Annotated in this window: 18 protein-coding genes; 12 read left to right on the forward strand and 6 right to left on the reverse strand. The window is 70.9% G+C overall.

Annotation, left to right across the window (positions count from 1 at the left end; all coding sequences use genetic code 11):
- Window positions 1-223: 223 nt before the first annotated feature.
- The gene (locus AB0C75_RS05795) at window positions 224-1,675 is read right to left on the reverse strand and encodes a penicillin-binding transpeptidase domain-containing protein (protein ID WP_362887423.1); all 1,452 of its coding nucleotides are present in this window, start codon (window positions 1,673-1,675) and stop codon (window positions 224-226) included.
- A gap of 103 nt (window positions 1,676-1,778) precedes the next feature.
- A complete protein-coding gene (locus AB0C75_RS05800; RefSeq protein ID WP_362887425.1) occupies window positions 1,779-2,549 on the reverse strand; it encodes an IclR family transcriptional regulator in 771 nt (256 codons plus the stop codon).
- Window positions 2,550-2,703: 154 nt separating this feature from the next.
- Here AB0C75_RS05800 and AB0C75_RS05805 point away from each other — a divergent pair, with 154 nt between their 5' ends.
- The 7 genes from AB0C75_RS05805 to AB0C75_RS05835 all read left to right on the forward strand — a co-directional run bounded on the left by AB0C75_RS05805 (window position 2,704) and on the right by AB0C75_RS05835 (window position 10,920).
- Complete coding sequence (locus AB0C75_RS05805) at window positions 2,704-4,224, forward strand: aldehyde dehydrogenase (NADP(+)) (protein WP_362887427.1); 1,521 nt, start codon at window positions 2,704-2,706, stop codon at window positions 4,222-4,224.
- Window positions 4,221-4,832, forward strand: coding sequence for a DUF1349 domain-containing protein (locus AB0C75_RS05810; protein WP_362887429.1), 612 nt, complete (start codon window positions 4,221-4,223; stop codon window positions 4,830-4,832). The genes AB0C75_RS05805 and AB0C75_RS05810 overlap by 4 nt, the downstream gene beginning before the upstream one ends.
- A gap of 293 nt (window positions 4,833-5,125) precedes the next feature.
- The gene (locus AB0C75_RS05815) at window positions 5,126-5,965 is read left to right on the forward strand and encodes a polyphosphate polymerase domain-containing protein (protein ID WP_362887617.1); all 840 of its coding nucleotides are present in this window, start codon (window positions 5,126-5,128) and stop codon (window positions 5,963-5,965) included.
- Entirely contained in the window at window positions 5,962-6,639 is a 678-nt protein-coding gene (locus tag AB0C75_RS05820; RefSeq protein ID WP_099176060.1) for a DUF4956 domain-containing protein, read from the forward strand. The genes AB0C75_RS05815 and AB0C75_RS05820 overlap by 4 nt, the downstream gene beginning before the upstream one ends.
- Entirely contained in the window at window positions 6,639-8,495 is a 1,857-nt protein-coding gene (locus AB0C75_RS05825) for a CotH kinase family protein (RefSeq protein ID WP_362887431.1), read from the forward strand. The genes AB0C75_RS05820 and AB0C75_RS05825 overlap by 1 nt, the downstream gene beginning before the upstream one ends.
- 161 nt (window positions 8,496-8,656) lie before the next feature.
- The gene (locus AB0C75_RS05830; protein ID WP_362887433.1) at window positions 8,657-9,379 is read left to right on the forward strand and encodes a response regulator transcription factor; all 723 of its coding nucleotides are present in this window, start codon (window positions 8,657-8,659) and stop codon (window positions 9,377-9,379) included.
- Window positions 9,376-10,920, forward strand: coding sequence for a HAMP domain-containing sensor histidine kinase (locus tag AB0C75_RS05835; RefSeq protein ID WP_362887435.1), 1,545 nt, complete (start codon window positions 9,376-9,378; stop codon window positions 10,918-10,920). The genes AB0C75_RS05830 and AB0C75_RS05835 overlap by 4 nt, the downstream gene beginning before the upstream one ends.
- A 13-nt stretch (window positions 10,921-10,933) precedes the next feature.
- Here AB0C75_RS05835 and AB0C75_RS05840 read toward each other — a convergent pair whose 3' ends face one another.
- Both AB0C75_RS05840 and AB0C75_RS05845 read right to left on the reverse strand, forming a co-directional pair.
- Window positions 10,934-11,140 carry a DUF397 domain-containing protein gene (locus AB0C75_RS05840; protein ID WP_362887437.1) on the reverse strand — a complete coding sequence of 69 codons (207 nt, stop codon included), beginning with the start codon at window positions 11,138-11,140 and terminating at the stop codon, window positions 10,934-10,936.
- A complete protein-coding gene (locus tag AB0C75_RS05845) occupies window positions 11,137-11,994 on the reverse strand; it encodes a helix-turn-helix transcriptional regulator (RefSeq protein WP_362887439.1) in 858 nt (285 codons plus the stop codon). Before AB0C75_RS05845 ends, AB0C75_RS05840 begins: the two co-directional genes overlap by 4 nt.
- A 399-nt stretch (window positions 11,995-12,393) precedes the next feature.
- On the opposite strand from AB0C75_RS05845, the gene AB0C75_RS05850 reads away from it, so the two are divergent.
- The 4 genes from AB0C75_RS05850 to AB0C75_RS05865 all read left to right on the forward strand — a co-directional run bounded on the left by AB0C75_RS05850 (window position 12,394) and on the right by AB0C75_RS05865 (window position 16,640).
- Entirely contained in the window at window positions 12,394-14,109 is a 1,716-nt protein-coding gene (locus AB0C75_RS05850) for a PHP domain-containing protein (protein WP_362887441.1), read from the forward strand.
- On the forward strand, window positions 14,106-14,633 hold the full coding sequence (locus AB0C75_RS05855; protein WP_362887443.1) for a hypothetical protein: 528 nt from the start codon (window positions 14,106-14,108) through the stop codon (window positions 14,631-14,633). The genes AB0C75_RS05850 and AB0C75_RS05855 overlap by 4 nt, the downstream gene beginning before the upstream one ends.
- Before the next feature lie 137 nt (window positions 14,634-14,770).
- Entirely contained in the window at window positions 14,771-15,508 is a 738-nt protein-coding gene (locus tag AB0C75_RS05860) for a DsbA family oxidoreductase (RefSeq protein WP_362887445.1), read from the forward strand.
- A 70-nt stretch (window positions 15,509-15,578) separates the two neighbouring features.
- Complete coding sequence (locus tag AB0C75_RS05865; protein ID WP_362887447.1) at window positions 15,579-16,640, forward strand: aminotransferase class V-fold PLP-dependent enzyme; 1,062 nt, start codon at window positions 15,579-15,581, stop codon at window positions 16,638-16,640.
- 1 nt (window position 16,641) lies between these two features.
- On the opposite strand, the gene AB0C75_RS05870 is transcribed toward AB0C75_RS05865, so the two are convergent.
- A complete protein-coding gene (locus AB0C75_RS05870; protein ID WP_362887449.1) occupies window positions 16,642-17,145 on the reverse strand; it encodes a MarR family winged helix-turn-helix transcriptional regulator in 504 nt (167 codons plus the stop codon).
- Window positions 17,146-17,278: 133 nt separating this feature from the next.
- On the opposite strand from AB0C75_RS05870, the gene AB0C75_RS05875 reads away from it, so the two are divergent.
- Window positions 17,279-18,346, forward strand: a complete 1,068-nt coding sequence (locus AB0C75_RS05875) for an alkene reductase (RefSeq protein ID WP_362887451.1) — start codon at window positions 17,279-17,281, stop codon at window positions 18,344-18,346.
- Between the two features lie 41 nt (window positions 18,347-18,387).
- Here AB0C75_RS05875 and AB0C75_RS05880 read toward each other — a convergent pair whose 3' ends face one another.
- Window positions 18,388-19,422: a LacI family DNA-binding transcriptional regulator gene (locus tag AB0C75_RS05880; protein WP_362887453.1), complete on the reverse strand. Its 1,035-nt coding sequence runs from the start codon at window positions 19,420-19,422 to the stop codon at window positions 18,388-18,390.
- Window positions 19,423-19,426 lie beyond the last annotated feature (4 nt).

A 19,426-nucleotide genomic window follows, 5' to 3' on the forward strand; every position in this document is an offset into this window, starting at 1 on the left:
TCTCCGGCACTGGATCCCTGCGCGCTCGGACGGACTGTGTACGTTCCCAAGTCCGTTCGCGGGGCGAGAGCGTACCAATGAGGACCCCGGAAGCGCTTCGACGTGTGCGATTCCCAGTAAGGCGCAACACGGGGGAAACGTGAAGCCCTGGTGCCGAAGAAACCGCCGCACAGGGCGATCAGCCCGTTGCTGAGAGCGGAGGTGTGCGGCCCCGCTCGCTCCCTCAGTCCGCCAGGGCCGCCTTCATCATCTTCTGTGCGATCGGCGCCGCCAGGCCGTTGCCGCTGACCTCGGAGCGGGCCGCGCCGGAGTCCTCGACGACCACCGCGACCGCGACCTGCTTCCCTGTGGAGTCGTCCTTCGCGTACGAGGTGAACCAGGCGTACGGGGTGTTGCTGTTGTCCACGCCGTTCTGCGCGGTTCCCGTCTTGCCGCCGACCTCGGCGCCGTCGATCTTCGCGTTGCTGCCGGTGCCCTTCTCCACGACGGTGACCATCGCGCTGCGGAGCTGCTCGGCGGTGGACGCCTTCACGACCTGCTCGGTGTCACCGTCCGGATACTCCTGCAGCGTGGAGCCGTCGGCGTCCGTCACCTTGGAGACCATGTGCGGCGAGGCCAGCTCGCCGTCGTTGGAGAGGGCGGCCGAGACCATGGCCATCTGCATCGGGGTCGCGGTCACCTCGAACTGACCGATGCCGGTCAGCGCGGTCTGTGCCTTGTCCATGCCCTTCGGGTACACGCTCTGCGAGGCCCGCACCGGCACGTCCAGCTTCTCGGTGTCGAAGCCGAAGGCGTCGGCCATCGCCTTCAGCTTGTCCTGGCCGAGATCGGCCGCCACCTTCGCGAAGACGTTGTTGCAGGAGTACTGGAGGGCCGTGCGCAGTGTGGCGTTCTTGCAGGGGGCCGAAGGGTTCTCGTTGGACAGGGGCGTGGTCGTGTTCGGCAGGGTGTACGGGTCGGGGCTGTCCGTGGGGTCGTCGACCGAGTCGTACAGGCCGTTCTCCAGCGCCGCCGACGCGACCACCAGCTTGAACGTCGAGCCGGGCGGCAGCGGCTGCCGCAGTGCCCGGTTGACCAGCGGCTTGCTCGTGTCGTCCAGCAGCTTCTGCCAGGTGTCGCCGTCCGCCGTCCCGCTGATGTCGGAGGGGTCGTAGGAGGGGGACGAGACCATGCCCAGGATCTGCCCGGTCTCCGGGTCCATCGCGACCGCGGCTCCCCGGTCGTCACCGAGCGCCTCGTAGGCGGCCTTCTGCACGCTCGGGTCGATCGTCGTCAGGACGTTGCCGGGGGCGGTCTGCTTCCCGGTGATCACGTCGGTGGGATTCTTCAGCCGGTCGTCGGTGCCGTCGAGGACATCGCTGTAGATGCCCTCCAGCTGGGTGGCGCCGTAGGCCTGCGAGCTGTAGCCGGTGACCGACGCGTACAGCTCACCCTGGGTGTAGGTGCGCTTGTACCGGAGGTCGTCGCCGTCCGTCTCCTTCGAACCGGTGACCGGGGAGCCGGCCACGATGATGTCACCGAGCGGCTGCGCGTACTGCGCGATCGTGTTCCGCCGGTTGTGTTCGTCGTCTGCGAGCGCCCGTGCCTCGTACGCCTGCACCCAGGTCGCCCGCACCAGCAGTGCGAGAACCATCAGCAGGCAGAAGACCGAAGCGCGCCTGATCGTCTTGTTCATCCCGCTTGAGGGACGAACGGGGGCGCCGGAGACGTTCCCGTCCGTGTTCCTTCTCACCGGTTTCTCAGGCGCACCGCTCCGGTGCCTCTCCCGCTCCGGGCGCTCAGAGCCTGCGGGTCGCCAGGGTGAGCCGGTCGCGGGCGTCGAACAGTGCGTCCTTGACCATCTGCTCGTGCGCCGGCGTGAGCCGGGCGACCGGCACCGAGCAGCTGATCGCGTCGCGCGCCGGAGTGCGGTACGGGATCGCGACGCCGAAGCAGCGCAGCCCCAGGGTGTTCTCCTCGCGGTCCACCGCGTAACCCTGCTCGCGGATGAGGTGCAGCTCCTCGATCAGCTTCTCGCGGTCGGTGAGGGTGTGCTCCGTCAGCCCCGGCAGCGTCTCGGGCAGCATCTTGCGGACCTGCTCGTCGCTGTGGGTCGCCAGCAGCGCCTTGCCGAGCGAGGTGGAGTGCGCGGGCAGCCGGCGGCCGACCCGGGTGAAGGGGCGCAGATAGTGCTGGGACTGCCGGGTGGCGAGGTATACCACGTTCGTCCCGTCCAGCCGGGCCAGGTGGATGGTCTCCGTGGTGTCGTCGGAGAGCCGGTCCAGGGTGGGGCGCGCGGCGGCGACGACCTCGTCACCGTCGATGTACGAGGTGCCGACGAGCAGGGCGCGGACGCCGATCCCGTACCGCGTGCCCGTGGCGTCGGTCTCCACCCAGCCGAGCTCCACCAGCGTGCGCAGCAGCATGTAGAGGCTGGACTTGGGGTAGCCGACGGCCTCCTGCACCGCGGCCAGGGAGTGCATACCGGGCCGCCCCGCGAAGTACTCGAGGAGTTCCACCGTCCTCACAGCGGACTTGACCTGCGCCCCACCGGACTCGCCAACCGACATGCCTCATGCCCCTTCCACCCTGCTTGTACGACCCTGCAACTTCTTGCCAACACTGAGCGCCCGGAAATAGAGTTCCTGTGTATTCACGATCAGGAACGCTGTTCAGAATACCGAACAACTTCTCCTGTGTGGCAGTGGACCGGAAGGAATCACGGTGGCAGCAGCACCAGTCTGGAGCGTCGACCCCCGAACGGGGAACCCGCGTGAGCAGGTTGCGGTGGAGGCGACAGCGGAAGAGGTCGACCGTGCGGTCCGGGCGGCGCACGCCGCGCGCGGGGCGCTGGCCGACCGCACCGTACGCGCCGCGTTCCTCCGTACCGCGGCCGACCTGCTCGCCGGGGCCGAGGAACACGTCATCGAGGCGGCCGACGCGGAGTCCGCGCTCGGCCCGGCCCGGCTGACCGGCGAACTCGCCCGTACGGCGGCCCAGTTGCGGGCCTTCGCTGAGGTCGTCGACGAGGGCGCCTACCTCGACATCCACATCGACCACGAGGACGGCAGCAGGACCCCGCCCTGGCCTGACCTGCGCCGCTACAAGATCCCGCTCGGCGTCGTCGCCGTCTACGCCGCCAGCAACTTCCCGCTCGCCTTCTCCGTCCCCGGCGGCGACACCGCGAGCGCGCTCGCCGCGGGCTGCCCCGTCGTCGTCAAGGCGCACCCCGACCACCCCGCGACCTCGGAGCTCTGCGCCTCGCTCCTGCGCAGGGCCGCGGCGCAGCACGGCCTGCCCGAGGACGTCCTGACCGTGGTCCACGGCTTCGAGGCGGGTGTGGAGCTGGTGAAGCACCCGCTCGTCTCCGCCGCCGGTTTCACCGGCTCGGTCCGTGGCGGCCGCGCCCTGTTCGACGCCGCGGCCGCCCGGCCCACCCCGATCCCCTTCCACGGCGAGCTCGGTTCGCTCAACCCGGTCGTGATCACGGAGGCCGCAGCCGCCGAGCGCGGTGAGCAGATCGGTGCCGGGCTCGGCGGTTCGATGACCATGGGCGTCGGGCAGTTCTGCACCAAGCCCGGCTTCGTGTTCGCCCCGTCAGGTCCGGCGGGCGACCAGCTGCTGAAGTCGCTGACCGAGACAGTGAGCGGCACGGGCTCCGGGGTCATGCTCGACCACCGGATGCGCGACGCCTTCGTCCAGGGGGTGGCCGAGCGGGCCGCGCTCCCGGACGTGGATGCCCCGGTCACCCCGGGCGCGGGCGGCGAGCACACGGTCTCGGCCGGTTTCCTGACCGTACCGGCGGGGCGGCTGGCCCAGGAGGGACCGCACGACGCGCTCCTGGAGGAGTGCTTCGGCCCCGTCACCGTCGTCGCGCGCTACGACTCCGCCGACGAGATCACAGCCGTGCTGTCCCGTCTGCCGGGCAACCTCACCGCCACCCTCCAGATCGCCACGGATGAGGCCGCGGGCGGCGCAGCGGGCCTGCTGGCCGAGCTCACCCCGGTGGCCGGCCGTGTCCTGGTCAACGGCTGGCCGACCGGTGTCGCCGTCGCTCCCGCCCAGCACCACGGCGGGCCCTACCCGGCGACCACCTCCACCTCCACCTCGGTCGGCGCCACCGCGATCGAGCGCTGGCTGCGTCCGGTGAGCTACCAGTCGACCCCCGAGGCGCTGCTGCCGCCCGAGCTCCGCGAGGACAACCCGCAGCACCTGCCGCGACGGGTCGACGGGCGGCGCGCATGACGACCGTGCGACTCCCCGAGCTCCCCTTCCCTCTGGAGCCCGCCGGGCCCGAGGGCGGATGGGCGTACGGAGAAGGTGTGCTGACCGGCACGGCAGGGGCGGAGCAGGACCGTTTCGTCCCGCCCGGCGGCGGCCTGGAGCCCGCCACCGACGCACCGCGTCTGCTGGGCCCGGCCCCGGAGGGCGACTTCCAGCTGATCGCCCGGGTTCGCGTCGGCTTCGCCGCCCCCTTCGACGCGGGGGTGCTCTACCTCCATGTCGGCGAGCGGGAGTGGGCCAAGCTCTGCCTCGAGCTCTCCCCGGAGCACCCGACGATCTGCACCGTCGTCACCCGGGGCCACTCCGACGACGTGAACTCCGCCGTGGTGGAAGGGGACAGCCACTGGCTGCGGCTCAGCCGCATCGGCAGCTCCTTCGCCTTCCACGCCTCGCCGGACGGTGAGCACTGGACCTTCGTCCGGCTGTTCACCCTCGGCACGGACGAGGCACGGGCGGCGGCCCGTATCGGTTTCCTCGCCCAGTCGCCCACCGGCGACGGCTGCACGGTGACATTCGACCGGATCGCCTTCAGGCCCATCGGCCTCGGCGACCTGCGCGACGGCAGCTGACGACCCCGTACACCCACGAAGGGCCCGGATCCGAGAGGATTCCGGGCCCTTCGTCCGTGGAGCCCCGGTCTGCCGCGTGCCGCCTGGTGTTCATCCGTATGTCACCCAGGATCCTCCTGCAATCAACCCGTGTTTCTCACGGCTTCCTCATGCGCCCTTGATTGCGTGTCCGTGCCGGCCAGGTCCGGCACTCAGACGCAAGGAGGCGCAAGGTGTCGCGACCCGACACGGCCGCACCCCGTGGGTCCCGGGACGGCGACGCCCCGGCCCCCGAGGGCGACCAGCCGCTGCACGTGGCGAGCAGGCTGCACGCGTTCAACCGGTTCGAGCTGAAGTACCTCGTGCCCGTGGAACAGGCCGCCGGGATCCGGGAGGAGCTCGGCGAGCGGATGGACCGCGACCTGAACAGCCCGGTGGGCGGTTACGGGGTCTGGAGCCTGTACTACGACAGCCCCGAGCTGCGGTTCTACTGGGAGAAGATCGAAGGCCTGAAGTTCCGGCGCAAGCTGCGGATCCGGCATTACGGAGACCTCGACGGTGTCACCGAGGAGTCACCGGTGTGCGTGGAGATCAAGCAGCGCGTGAACCGGGTGACGCAGAAGCGCCGCATCACCCTGCCGTACGCCACCGCCAGAAGGCTGTGCGACGCACGGGAGATGGTGGAGCACTCGCCCCAGGAGGGGCCCTTCATCCAGGAGGTGCTGGACCTCGTCATCCGGCTGAACCTCCGCCCGACGGCGATCACCGGATACCAGCGAGAGGCGCTGGTCGGCCGAGCGTCCGACACCGGGCTGCGAGTCACCTTCGACCGGCGGATCCGGGGCCGTGACCGCGATTTCCACTTCGGGACCGAGACACCGGAGAACAGGTTCACCATCCCGCCCCACATGACGGTGATGGAGATCAAGGTCAACGAGCGCACACCGTACTGGATCACGGACCTGGCCGCGCGCCGGAACCTGAGCCTGGTGCGGGTCAGCAAGTACGTGCAGTCCATCGAAGCGTTCGGCCTGGCGCCCAGGTCGGTCTTCCACGTGGCCGAGGCGGACTGTCCGCCCCCCACCCCCCACACCCGACTGCCGCTGGGGCAGCCGGCGGCGCCGCACGCGCCGGTGAAAGCAGGAGCACAATGAACTTCGATCTGCAGGAACTCAGCGGGACGTTCAGCGTCGCCGACGTGGTCGCCGCCATGGCGCTGTCGTTCATCCTGAGCACGGTGATCGGTTACACCTACCGGTACACGCACCGCAACGTCTCGTACAGCCAGTCCTACGTCCAGACGCTGGTCATCGTCGGCATGATCGTCGCCCTGATCATGCTGGTCGTCGGCTCGAACCTGGCACGGGCGTTCTCCCTGGTCGGCGCCTTGTCCGTCGTCCGCTTCCGGAACGCGGTGAAGGAGACGAGGGACGTCGGCTTCATCTTCCTGGCGATGGCCATCGGGATGGCCTGCGGCGCCCGCTTCTACACGCTGGCCGCCGTCGGCGCCGTCGTGATCTGCGTCGTGATCCTCGTGATGTTCAAGTTCAACTGGTTCGCACTGAACGTCCAGCGCCAGGTCGTCAAGGTCCAGGTCCCCGCGGGCGAGGACTACACGCCGGCCATCCGTGACGTGCTGATCAAGTACACCAGCGAGTTCGAGCTGGTCAGCACCGAGACGATCCGCGGCGGAGCGCTCAACGAGGTGTTCTACACGGTCCGGATGAAGAAGGGCACCGAACCCGGTGACCTCGTCACGGCCCTGCAGGAGCGCACCTCGGGGCAGCGGGTGACGGTACTGACCGGTTACGACACGACCGACCTGTGATGAGCGGCGGTACGACGCCGGTGCGCCGCAGGCGGCTGAAGGACCGCCTCCCGGTGCGGCTGCGGCATCACTGGAAACCGGCCGGAGCGCTGTGCGTGGGCCTCGCCGTCATGGTGTACGCCTTCGGTGACGCCCGCATCTCGCCCTACGTCACCTCGGCCTCGCAGGTGGAGGCCAACACGATCACCGACGACGTCAAGGGCTCGGTCGACCTCTACGACACCACCGTCAAGCACTCGATCCATCTGTCGTACGAGCAGACCGACTTCGACAAGATGATGAAGGAGTTCAAGGACGACGGGACCAAGGACCCCATCAAGGCGGACGTCACCATCGACGGGGTCTACCTCCAGGACGTGGGGATCCGGCTGAAGGGGAACTCCACGCTGATGTCCCTGCGCGGCAACAAGGGCGGCGCAGGCGGCGGAATGCCGGGCGGAGCGGGGCAGGGCCGCGGACAGGAACGCGGCCAGGCCGCGGGTGGCGGTGACAAGGCCGCCGGCGGTGCCGGTGGTGCGGGTGCCGCTGGTGGTGCCGGAGCTGCGGGTGGTGACAAGGCCGCGGGTGCTGCCGGAGCTGCGGGTGGCGACAAGGCCGCGGGTGGTGGCGGAGCTGCGGGTGGCGACAAGGCCGGGGCTGGTGACGCCGCCGCCGGTGGTGACAAGGCAGCTGCCGGTGGCGCCGGGCGCGGCGGCGGGATGACGCAGTACGACCTCTCCGCCGACAAGCCGGAAGAGCTCCCCCTGCTCATCAAGATCGACGAATTCGTCGAGGGCCGCGCCTACCAGGGCGAGCGGGAGATCTCGCTGCGCCCGGGACCCGACGAGCAGGTTCCGCTCAACGAGGCGCTGGCGCTGTCGCTGACGGACGAGAGCGGGGAGAAGGCCGAGCGGTACGGCTTCACGACGGTGACCGTCAACGACCGTCCGGCCGTCACCCGGCTCATGGTCGAGAATCCCGACACCGAGTACGCCGAGGACGTCGACGGCAACGGGGTGCTGTACAAGGCCCGGGCGGGCGGCAGCTTCGCCTACAAGGGCGACGACCCCTCCGGCTACGAGACGTCGTTCCGGCAGCTCAACAAGGTCGGAAGCCAGGACCTCGAACCCGTCATGAAGTTCATCAAGTGGGTCGACGAGGCGTCCGACAAGGAGTTCGCCGCGGACCTCGACAAGCACGTCGACGTGGAATCGTTCGCCAAGTACGTCGCCACGCAGAACCTGCTGATGAACTTCGACGACATGGCAGGGCCGGGTAAGAACTACCTGCTCTGGTACGACCTGGACACGAAGAAGTTCTCCGTACTCGGCTGGGACTACAACCTCACCTTCAGCGGAGACACCGACGCGGGGCCCGACGACCAGATGAGCATGGGCGGCGGCGGCCGGCCCGGCCAGGCGACCGAGGGCCAGGACGAAGGCGGTCAGGCCACCGGCGGCCAGGCCGCCGGCGGGCAGGACGCCGGCGGCCGGCAGGACGGTCCGCCGCAGGGCATGCCCGAACTGCCGGAGGGCATGGAGCTGCCCGACGGCATGGAGCCTCCGGACGGCGCCGGGATGCCGGGCGGAGGCGAGGGCGGCCCCGGTGGCGCCGGCGGTGGCATGGGCGGCCACGCCCTCAAGGAGCGCTTCCTGAAGCTGGACGCGTTCGACGGCGTCTACAGGAAGGCGTACAGCGAGCTGTACGAGAAGTACTTCGGCTCGGGCGCCGCGACCAAGGCGTTGGACGACATCGCCGGACAGGCCGAGAAGGCCGGTGGCGACGCGACGGCCCTGAAGAAGGCCGTGGCCACGCTGCGTACGACCGTCACCGCGCGCACCGAGGCACTGGCGAAGAACAAGGAGGTCACCGGCTGACCACCGGCGCCCCGGACCCGGATGTGCCCGACCCGGTCCGGGGCGCCACCACGCCCACGTATCCGCAGGTCGCGGCGGGCGCCCAGTACGGTGGAAGCCGTACCGCGCGCCCCCGCCCGGCCGACGCATGAACCGCCCGTACCACCCGAGGTGAACCAGCCGTGACGGCCGCATCAGCCCGGCACACCGTTCTGGTCGTCGAGGACGACCCGAGCATCCGCACCCTGCTCACCTCCGCCCTGCACGCCGCCGGGTACGCCGTCACATCGGCCGGAACCGGGCAGGACGCCCTGTCCGAGACCGGCCGGGGCGGGCCTGACCTGATCGTGCTGGACGTGATGCTCCCCGACACCGACGGCTTCACCGTGACGCGCGAACTGCGCGCCCGGGGCGTCTACACCCCGGTCCTCTTCCTCACCGCGCGCACCGAGGTCGAGGACCGCATCATCGGCCTCAGCTCGGGCGGGGACGACTACGTCACCAAGCCGTTCCACGTCCAGGAGATCCTGCTGCGGGTGCGCGCCATCCTCCGCCGCAGTGCCGGACCGCACGCACCGCCGCCGGCCGAGCGCCCACCGCTGCGCTACGCCGACCTCACCCTCGACGAAGAGGCCCACGAGGTGCACCGTGCCGGGCAGCGGGTGCCGCTGTCACCGACGGAGTTCCGGCTGCTGGCCTGCCTCATCGCACAGCCGGAGAAGGTGCTGGAGAAGCAGCAGATCCTGCAGAAGGTCTGGCACCACGACTTCGCCGGTGACACGCGCATCGTCGACACGTACATCAAGAACCTGCGCCGCAAGATCGACCGCACGGAGCCGCTGCTCATCCACACCGTGCGTGGCGTCGGTTACTGCCTGCGCCTGCCACGGGACACGACGGCGTGAGGGGAGTACCGAGGCGTCTGCGCCCCCGTTCTCTGCGCCCCCGCTCCCTCCGTACGCGCCTGGTCCTGATCGCCACGGTCCTCGCCACCGCGGCGGTCCTGGTGTGCCAGGCCACCGGGCTGACCCTGATGCGCTCCTGGCTCGTCGGGCAGGTCGACGAGCGGCTCACCGACTTCCGCCCGCCCAAGCCCGTCTACCGGGACATCGCCAACGGCACCGCGCCCGCCCACCGGCCGCCCGCGCACGAGACCCTGCCCTCGGACTTCCGTGTCTACTTCTACGACGCCGATGGCCGCCTCCTGCCCGACTCGCTCGGCACCGGCCGGGGCGAACCGCACCTGGCCGAGGACATCGCCGCGCGCGATCCCGTGGACGGACGCCCCGCGACTGTGCCCGCCAAGGACGGTGGAGGCAGCTGGCGCGTCGTCGCCGACTCCGGGCCCGACGGGATGGGCGCCGTCGTCGCCCTCCCCCTGGACTCCGTGGAGGAGGCGACGTCCAAGCTGCTCTGGTTCAGCCTGGCCATCGGCGCGTTCGCCGCGGGCGCAGTCATGCTGCTGGGCGGCGCCGCCGTACGCCTCGGCCTCCGGCCGCTGACCCGCGTCGAACACACCGCCCGCAGCATCACGAGCGGTCAGCTGGAACAGAACGTCGCCGACACCAGCCCTGACACCGAGGTCGGCCGCCTCGGTATCGCCTTCAACACCATGCTGGACCAGCTGCGCGCCGCCCTGTACCGCAAGGACAGGACGGAACGGCGGCTGCGCCGCTTCATGGCGGACGCCGGGCACGAACTGCGCACCCCCCTGACCTCCCTCCAGGGCTTCGCCGAACTCCTGCTGGACGACCCGCACATGTCCCCGGCCCGCCGGCGTGAGGCCCATGAGCTCATCGCGCAGAACGCCGACCGGATGAGCCGCCTGGTCGACAGCCTCTTCCTGCTGGCCAAGCTCGGCGACGCCCCCACCACCGAGCACGGGTCCGTCGACCTGCTCTCGCTGGCCGCCGACGGCATCGCCGCCTCCGCCGCACGCCACCCGGCCCGGCGCATCGCCCTCGCCCCCCTCGGGGCCGGGCCCGGCGGCGGCCCGGCGGAGCTGGACGTCGTGGAGGCCTCCGGCGACCCCCACCAGCTGGCCCAGGTGCTGGCCAACCTCCTGGACAACGCCTGCACCCATACCCCGCCGGGCACCCGGCTCCAGGTACGCGTCGGGAGCCTGCGCGCAGGCCCGCGCACCGGAGGCACCGACCGCCCCGGCCGTACCAGCACAGGGTCGGCCCTGCCCGCCGGCACCCTGGCCCATGTCATCGAGGTGGCGGACAACGGCCCCGGTCTGTCGCCGGAGGAAGCGCAGCAGGTCTTCGACCGCTTCTACCGTGTCCCGTCGGCTTCCGGCGCCCCACACGACGGCGGCTCCGGCCTGGGCCTCGCCATCGCCTCGACGATCGCCGAGGCCCACGGGGGCCGCCTGGAACTCGACACAGGCCCCGGCGAAGGCTGCACCTTCCGGCTGCTGCTCCCGGCCGGCAGCGGGGCTTGACGCACCCTCGGCGTCAGGACCCGGCGGCGTACCGAAGGAAGTGCGTCCAGCGGGCGGGGGCGACGGTCAGGTGGGGGCGGGTGACGTCCTTGGAGTCGCGGACGAGGACGGCGTGTTCGGTGGTGGCCACCTCGACGCACTCGCCGCCCTCGTTGGAGCTGTAGCTGCTCTTCCACCACGAGTGAGCGGAGGGGTTCTGCTCGCGCGATTCGGCATTCATCGCTCTTCCAGCAACCTTTCGATCAGGATCAAGGACTCACGTGGCGAGAGTGCCTGAGCCCGAACGCATCCGTAGCGTGCGGCCAAGATGCGGACTTCCGCCAAGTCGGTGACCAACCGGCTGATGTTCTGCACCTCAAGGTAACCGACCTGGGGCCTGCCCTCCGGGGTGAGCAGGATGAACGGGCCTCCCATGCCTGCGTGTTCAGGCCGGTCCAGCGGCATGACCTGGAGCTCCACGTTGCGCAGTCGACCGAGTTGGAGCAGTTCCTCCAACTGGGATCTGTGGATGTCCCACTCTCCGATCGGTCGGCGGAGGGCGCCCTCCTCGATCACGCAGCTCACCATGGGAGCAGGCCGGCTGGTCAGCAGCGTCTGCCTGGCCAGCCGGGCCGCCACGCGCTGCTCGATCGTCTCGTCGTCCAGCAGCGGCTTGCGCATGGCGTAGAGAGCGCGCGCGTGTGCCTCGGTCTGGAACAGCCCGGGAACGGTGTGGTTGCTGTAGTAGCAGAGTTCCACCGCGTCCGCTTCCAGGCGCGCATAGTCCCGGAACCACGCCGGATGCTTCACCCGCGCCCGTGCCTTCGCCCTGGCCATGTCGTCCTTCGCGGCCCGAAGCAGCCCGCCCGCACCCAGCAACTCGTCCGCCGCGTCCAGGAATTCCGGCTGCGCCGTGCGGCGGCCCCGCTCCAGGGACCGGATCAGGTCCTCGCTGTAGCCGAGCCGCTCACCGAGCTCCCGCTGGGTGAGGTCCGCGCGCTCCCTGAGCCGGCGGAGCTGGCGGCCGATGACCCGGAACAGGTCCGCCGCGTCCTGCGAGCCGTCGTCGTCGCCGATCGTGTCTTCCAGAACCACCGGTACCTCCGGTACCCGTCGTCGTACGTACTGGTACGCGCTGGTCACGTACCGCGATCACCCCTGGTAAGCGTACGGTTACGCGGCCACCCTGAGTGGCGTGAAGAGCGAATCCGTACAGATCCCCGCGCCCGCACAGCAGTTCACCCAGTTGCTCAGCCCCGCCGAGCCGTGCCTCGGTTGAGGTCCGCGTAGGGGAGACTGCGGACATGGAAATCGGGCATATCGCCCGGGTTTTGGTCCGCAACCTCCTGGCGGATGCAGCCGACCTCACTGCGGCCATGCCGGGGCCGTTCGACGTTCACCTTCTGACGCGAGTCTCCTCGTGCGGCCCGCGCGGCACACGCGTAGCCGGCGGTACCGATCCATCGCCAGCGGTCATCAGCCATGAGGAGCGTCATGGGACACGGACACGGACACGGGCATCACCATCACGATCACGACCACAGTCACCCCCACCAGCACGAGACGGCGCCCCTGCCCGCCGCCTTCGACACCTCCGTCCCTGACGAGGCGCTGAATCCCGAACAGCAGTCCCGCCGCACCCTGTTGCGCCGGGCCGGGCTGCTCGGTGCCGGTGTGGCCGCGGGCAGCGTGCTGGCCGGTGCGGCGAGCGCTCCCGCGTACGCCGCCGGGACCCGCTCAGACCGCCGCGGCTCCAAGGGCTTCCTGTGGCTGGCGGGCGACCACCACATCCACACGCAGTACAGCAGCGACGGCAAGTACCGTGTCGTCGACCAGGTCCGCCAGGGCGCAAGGCACGGTATGGACTGGCTGGTCATCACCGACCACGGCAGCGAGACGCACGCCAGGATCGGTGTGGAGAAGGTCAACCCGGACATCAGGGCGGCCCGTTCCGCCTACGAGGACACCCTTGTCTTCCAGGGTCTGGAATGGAATATCCCGGCCGCCGAGCACGGCACCGTCTTCGTCCACCCGGGCAGGAACGAGGTCTCCGTACTCAAGCAGTTCGAGACCGGCTACGACGGCGCCGTGAAGGAGGCCACCGGCTCGACCCCCGCCAACGAGGCGCTCGCCGTCGCCGGCCTGACCTTCCTCTCCGAGCAGGTCAAGCGCCGCAAGGTCAAGGACGCCTTGATGCTCGCGAACCACCCGGCGCGCAAGGGCATCGACTCCCCGCACGAGATCCGCGCCTGGCGCGACGCCACCTCCGGCGGACACCGCATCGCGGTCGGCTTCGAGGGCGCACCCGGCCACCAGGCGGGCGGCCTGCCCGAGCCGCTCGGTCCCGGTGGCGCACGCGGCATTTACAACAACAGCCCCGGCAGCGACTCCTTCGCCGGCTACCCGCTGGAGAGCTACCGCACCTGGGGCGGCTTCGACTGGATGACGGCCACCGTCGGCGGACTGTGGGACAGCCTGCTCGCCGAGGGCAAGCCGTGGTGGATCACCGCCAACTCCGACTCGCACCAGATCTACGGCGACACCGCGGCCCGCGGCGGTGGCGACTTCGACGCCGACGGCCGTTACGGCGACCCGGTCTACGGCGGACGGATCGACATCACGGAGAACGACTTCTGGCCCGGCTACTACAGCCGTACGCACGTCGGCGCCGAGGACTTCTCCTACGCCTCCGTCATGGACGGCATCCGAGCCGGCCGTGTCTGGGTCGACCACGGCCAGCTCATCAGCGGCCTCGACGTCCGGGTGTCGGGCGGCAGCCGCTGGGCGACCCTGGGCGGTGCCCTCCAGGTCAAGAAGGGCACCCGTGTCACCCTCACGGTGGAGGTGACTCCGGCCGGCGGCCCCAACTGGGCCGGTTTCCAGCCCACGCCGGCCCGCGTCGACGTCATCCAGGGCGATGTCACCGGTGTGGTGAAGGACAAGGACACGTTCACCGCCCCGAGCGCGAAGGTCGTCAAGTCCTACGAGGTGAAGAAGTCCACCGGCACCATCCGCGTCACCTACGACCTGGGCCGCGTCGACCGCCCCGTCTACCTCCGGCTGCGCGGCACCGACGGCAACCGTTCCGCCGTCGGTGCGATGGGCGCGTCCGTCGACCCGGCGGGCCCGGCCATCGACGTCGTCGGTGACGCCGACCCGTGGCGCGACCTGTGGTTCTACTCCAACCCGGTCTGGGTCCTGCCGTCGTGAACCCACCGCCGTACGCCATCGGCATCGACACCTCGGTGACCCGGCTGCACGAGGCGGACCAGCTGCTGCGGGACCTTGCCGCCGGACTCGCGCTCCCTCCCGACGCGTTCGGCTGCACCCATCTGGTGCGGGACGCCGACGGTGGCCGGCCACGGGTGGCACTGTCCCTGGCCGCCGGGTCCGAGGCCGTCATCGAGAGCGCCAGGGGCCGCCTCACGGGTCAGGGGCACCAGGTGAAGGACGGCGCCTGGGACGGGGCGGGGCGTGCGGTGCTCTATCCGGGCGCGGACGGCCTGACGGGCACCCTCACGGTCGCCGAGCTGGTGAGCGGTTCGGCGATCGAGCGCGTCCGGGTCCTCGGGGCGCCGGACGGGCCGGACCCGGCGACCCGCGTGGTCACCCGGGACTTCGTCCGGCCGCAGTGGCGGGACGGCGAGCTGGTGCTCGCCGCGATGCCCGCGGTGGGCGGCACCCTGGTCCCGTTCGAGGTGCCGGACCCGACTCCTTGCTGCGCGGACCATTGAGGGCCCGGCGGGCCCGTACGGCACTGAGCCGGCCGGGCCCGCCCCCGCGCCGGGAATCAACCGCTCCGTCCGCACGTTGAACCGGCCGCGGAGGCACCCTCCGTACCGGTACGGCGGAACTGGAGAGCGGAAGAGTCATGCGCGTCGAGATATGGAGCGACATCGCCTGCCCGTGGTGCTACGTCGGCAAGGCCCGCTTCGAGAAGGGCCTGGCCGGGTTCGCCCACCGCGACGACGTCGAGGTGGTCCACCGTTCCTTCGAGCTCGACCCGGGCCGGGCCAAGGGCGACACCGAGCTGGTGATCGACATGCTGGCCCAGAAGTACGGGCGCAGCCCCGAGCAGGCCCGTGGCATGGAGGCCAGCGTCGCGGCGAACGCGCAGGCGGAGGGGCTCGGCTACCGCGCCGACGGGCGTGACCACGGCAGCACCTTCGACATCCACCGGCTGCTGCACCTCGCCAAGGCACGCGGACGCCAGGACGAGCTGCTGACGCGCGTCTACCGGGCGAACTTCGCCGAGGAGCGCTCGGTCTTCGACGACGCGGTGCTGGCCGACCTGGCCGTCGAGGCGGGACTCGACGCCGACGAGGCACGCGCGGTGCTGGCCGACCCCGGGGCGTACGCCGACGGCGTGCGCGCCGATGAGCGCGAGGCGGCCGAGCTGGGCGCCGACGCCGTCCCGTTCTTCGTGCTCGACCGGCGCTACGGCATCTCGGGCGGGCAGCCCGCCGAGGTCTTCGCCCAGGCTCTGGAGCAGGCGTGGAAGGACCGTGAGGCCCCCGGCCTCACCCCGGTCGGCGGGGACGCGGCGGCCTGCGACGCGGACGGCGCCTGCGACGTGGACCGGTCGGAGGCGTCCGACCAGCCCGTATAAGGGCTTCTTGGCCGCGCAACTCAAACTCGTGTGATTGACGCGAGGTGGGGCGGCCGTCAGGCTGTCCCGCATGGAGACTTCTGCGATCGACCGGGTCAGGGCCACCGAATTCGCATCCGGGACCACCTATCTGAACACCTCCAGCTGCGGGTTGCTGCCGCGTCGCGCCGTGGAGGCCGTCAAGTCCCTTGCCGATGACTGCGGCGCCGGTGTCAGGGGTGGTGCGGGAAGCTTCGATTCGGTGGACGCGGCCCGTGCCGGGTTCGCCCGGATCGCCGGGGTCGCACCCGCGCGGGTGGCCTTGGGCGGATCCGTCGCCGCGCATGTGGGACTCATCGCGGCCTCCCTGCCGCCGGGTGCCGAAGTCCTCGCGCCCACGGGGGAGTTCAGCTCCGTCGTCAGCCCCTTCGCCGTACGTGGCGACCTGGAGATGCGGTACGTCCCGCTCGAAGGGCTGGCCGACGCCGTGCGGCCCGGTACCGCGCTCGTCGCCTTCTCGGCCGTCCAGTCCTCCGACGGCCGGGTCGCCGACCTGGACGCGGTCCGCGCGGCAGCCGCCGCGCACGGGGCCCGTACGCTGCTCGACGCCAGCCAGTCGGCCGGATGGCTGCCGCTGGACGCAGGCGCCTACGACTACACCGTCACCGGCGGATTCAAGTTCCTGCTGAGCCCCAGGGGTACGTCGTTCCTGACGGTGACCGAAGAGGCGCAGCAGGCCCTGCGCCCGCTCTACGTGGGCTGGGTCGCCGCCGAGGACCGCTGGAACAGCACCTACGGGCCTGTCGAGAAGCTCGCCGCCGACGCCCGGCGCTTCGACGAACCGGTCGCGTTCCTCTCCTACCACGCGGCCGAGCAGTCCCTGGCCCTGCTCTCCGAGGTCGAGGTGGACGCCGTGTACACCCATGCCACCGCGCTCGCCGCCCGCTTCCGCGAGGGGCTCGCGTCGATCGGGCGCGAGGCCGTGCCCGGCACCTCCGCCATCGTCGCCGTGCCCGGCCTGGGCGGCCGGGAGCCCGACCTGGCCGCCGCCGGGGTGATGGTCTCGGCCCGGGCGGGGAACCTGCGGGCCGCCTTCCACCTGTACAACACCGAGGCCGACGTCGACCGTGCACTGGGCGTCCTGGCCGGCTGAGCTACTGCGCGGGGTAGTCCCCGGTCTCCTGGCAGAGGTTGGCCTCCACCTTGGCCAGCAGCCGGGTCAGCTCCGCGCGTTCGGCGGATCCGAGCCCCGCGAGGGTGTGCTCCTCCAGGCCCGACCAGGCGCCGCGCACCTCGGCGTACAGGGCGCAGCTCTCCTCGGTCGCCTCCACCAGGACGGCCCGCCGGTCGTCCGGGTCGGGGCGGCGGCGCACATGCCCGGCCTGTTCGAGGCGCTGGAGCATCTTGGTCACGGTGGACGGGTCGAGGTCCACGGCCTTGATCAGCTCGGCCTGGCGGACCGCCCCGGTGTCCCACAGATGCATCATCAGGAACTCCTGCCCGGGGTAGAGCCCGAGCCCCTTGAGCAGTCGGCCCGCCGTGATCCTGTGCAGCCTGGCCACCCGTGAGACCGCGTGACTGACGGGGCCGCCGAGGGCCGCCCCGGGCAGCACGCCGAGGCCTGCGGGATCGGCGGAGGCGGTGCGGTCGGCCTTCATCGGCACTCCTCGGTGCGGCGCGGTGCGGGTTCATGACGTCCTCATGAACTTTACCTTGGTCGGCCAATTAGTGGGTTACAGTGAGCCGCACGTTGATTACTTGGCCGACCATGTAAATGCCTCGGAGGCTTTCATGACCACCGTGTTCGATCCCGTCGACCTCTCGGGTACGCAGCTCTCCAACCGCATCGCCCTGGCGCCGATGACCCGCAGCAGGGCGGGCGAAGGGGGCACGGCCACCGACCTCACCGTCGACTACTACACTCAGCGCGCCTCTGCCGGACTACTCATCACCGAGGGAATCCAGCCGTCCGTGGTGGGACAGGGCTATCCCTCGACCCCCGGTCTGTACAGTGCCGAGCAGGTTGCCTCCTGGCGTAGGGTCACCGACTCCGTGCACGCGGCGGGCGGGCGGATCTTCGCCCAGATCATGCACGCGGGCCGGATCGGCCACCCCGTCCTGCTGCCCGACGGGCTCGTCCCGGTCGCGCCCTCTCCCGTCGCGGCGCCCGGCCAGGTCTACACCCAGGTGGGGCCGAAGGACTTCGTGGAGCCGCGGGAGCTCACCGACGCGGAGATCCGCGTGACCGTCGATGATTTCGTCACCGCCTCCCGCAACGCGGTCGACGCGGGCTTCGACGGTGTCGAACTGCACGGCGCCAACGGGTATCTGATCCACCAGTTCCTGGCCCCCAACACCAACCTGCGCACCGACGCGTGGGGAGGCTCGGTCCAGGGCCGCATCCGCTTCGCCACCGAGGTGGTCAAGGCGGTCGCCGCCGAGATCGGCGCCGAGCGGACCGCGCTGCGCATCTCGCCCGGAAACCCCTACAACGGCATCGAGGAGCCCGAGCCTGACGACGCCTACACCGCGCTCGTCACGGAACTGGAGCCGCTCGGGCTCGCCTACCTCCACGTCCTGGAGCAGGTGGACATCCGTGAGCTGACGCTCGCGCTGCGCAAGAAGTTCACGGGCACCCTCGTGATCAACGTGTTCTCGGACGGGCCCACAGGACCCGAGCACCACACGGTCATCGACGACGGGATCGCCGACATCATCACCTACGGCGCCCTGTTCCTCGCGAACCCGGACCTGCCGGCCAGGCTGAAGGCCGGCGGGCCCTTCAACGCCCCGGACCCGTCGACCTTCTTCGGCGGCGGCGCGAAGGGCTACACCGACTACCCGGCGCTGGACGCCTGACCCGGCGGCCCGTCCCTGCGCGGGATCCACGCGGAGGGCCCCTACGCCGAGTCCCGGCGCACCAGCTCGGTGGGGAGAATGACCGCGGCCGGGTCCTCGCCGCCGATCTGCGCCAGCAGCACCCGTACCATCTCGGCGCTGATCCGGTCCCACGGCTGGCGGACCGTCGTCAGCTCCGGGCGCGCCGCGAGCGCAGCCGGTGAGTCGTCGAAGCCTCCGACCGCGATGTCCTGCGGCACCCGCCGGCCCGCCTTCTCCAGCGCGCTCAGCACGCCCTGCGCCATCAGGTCCGACGCGACGAAGACCGCGTCGACGTCAGGGGCCCGCTCCAGCAGCAGCGAGGCCGCGGCCTCACCGCCCGCACGGCTGTAGTCGCCCGGCACGACCAGTGCGTCGTCGTAGGGGAGCCCGCACTCGGCGAGCGTCGCCCGGTAGCCCGCAAGCCGCTCCACACCGCCGGGGGTGTCCAGCGGCCCGGCGACCGTGGCGATCCGGCGGCGCCCCGACCCGTGGAGGTAGCGCACCATGTCCCGGGCGCCGCCCTGGTCGTCCGCCGCCACATAGCTGACCTTCGACCCCTGCCCCAGCGGCTTCCCGCACGCCACCAGCGGTACGCCGGCGTCGTGCAGCTGTGCGGCGACCGGGTCGCCGGAGTGGCTGGAGACCAGCAGCACCCCGTCCACGTGCCCGGCGATGTAGCGCATGTTCCTCCGGCGTTCCGCCTCCGTCCCCGCGATCATCAGCAGCAGCGGGACGTCGTGCGCGGCGAGCGCCGTGGTGCAGCCGCGCAGCAGCACGTTGAAGTTCGGGTCCTCGAAGAAGCGTTCCTGGGGTTCGGTCAGCAGGAACGCCACCGAGTCGGAACGGCCGGTGATCAGCGACCGTGCGTGCCGGTTCACGGTGTAGCCGGTCCTGCGTATGGCGGACTGCACCGCGTCGAGCGCGGCCGGGCTGACGTTGTGACCGCCGTTGAGAACCCGGGAGACCGTGCCCCGGGAGACCCCGGCCTCCCGGGCGACATCGTGGATCGTCGGCGGCCGGGGACGACCCGTGCCGTTGTGTTCTGTGCGGCTCATGGTG

The organism is Streptomyces sp. NPDC048565 (assembly GCF_040650935.1).
Classification (GTDB): domain Bacteria; phylum Actinomycetota; class Actinomycetes; order Streptomycetales; family Streptomycetaceae; genus Streptomyces.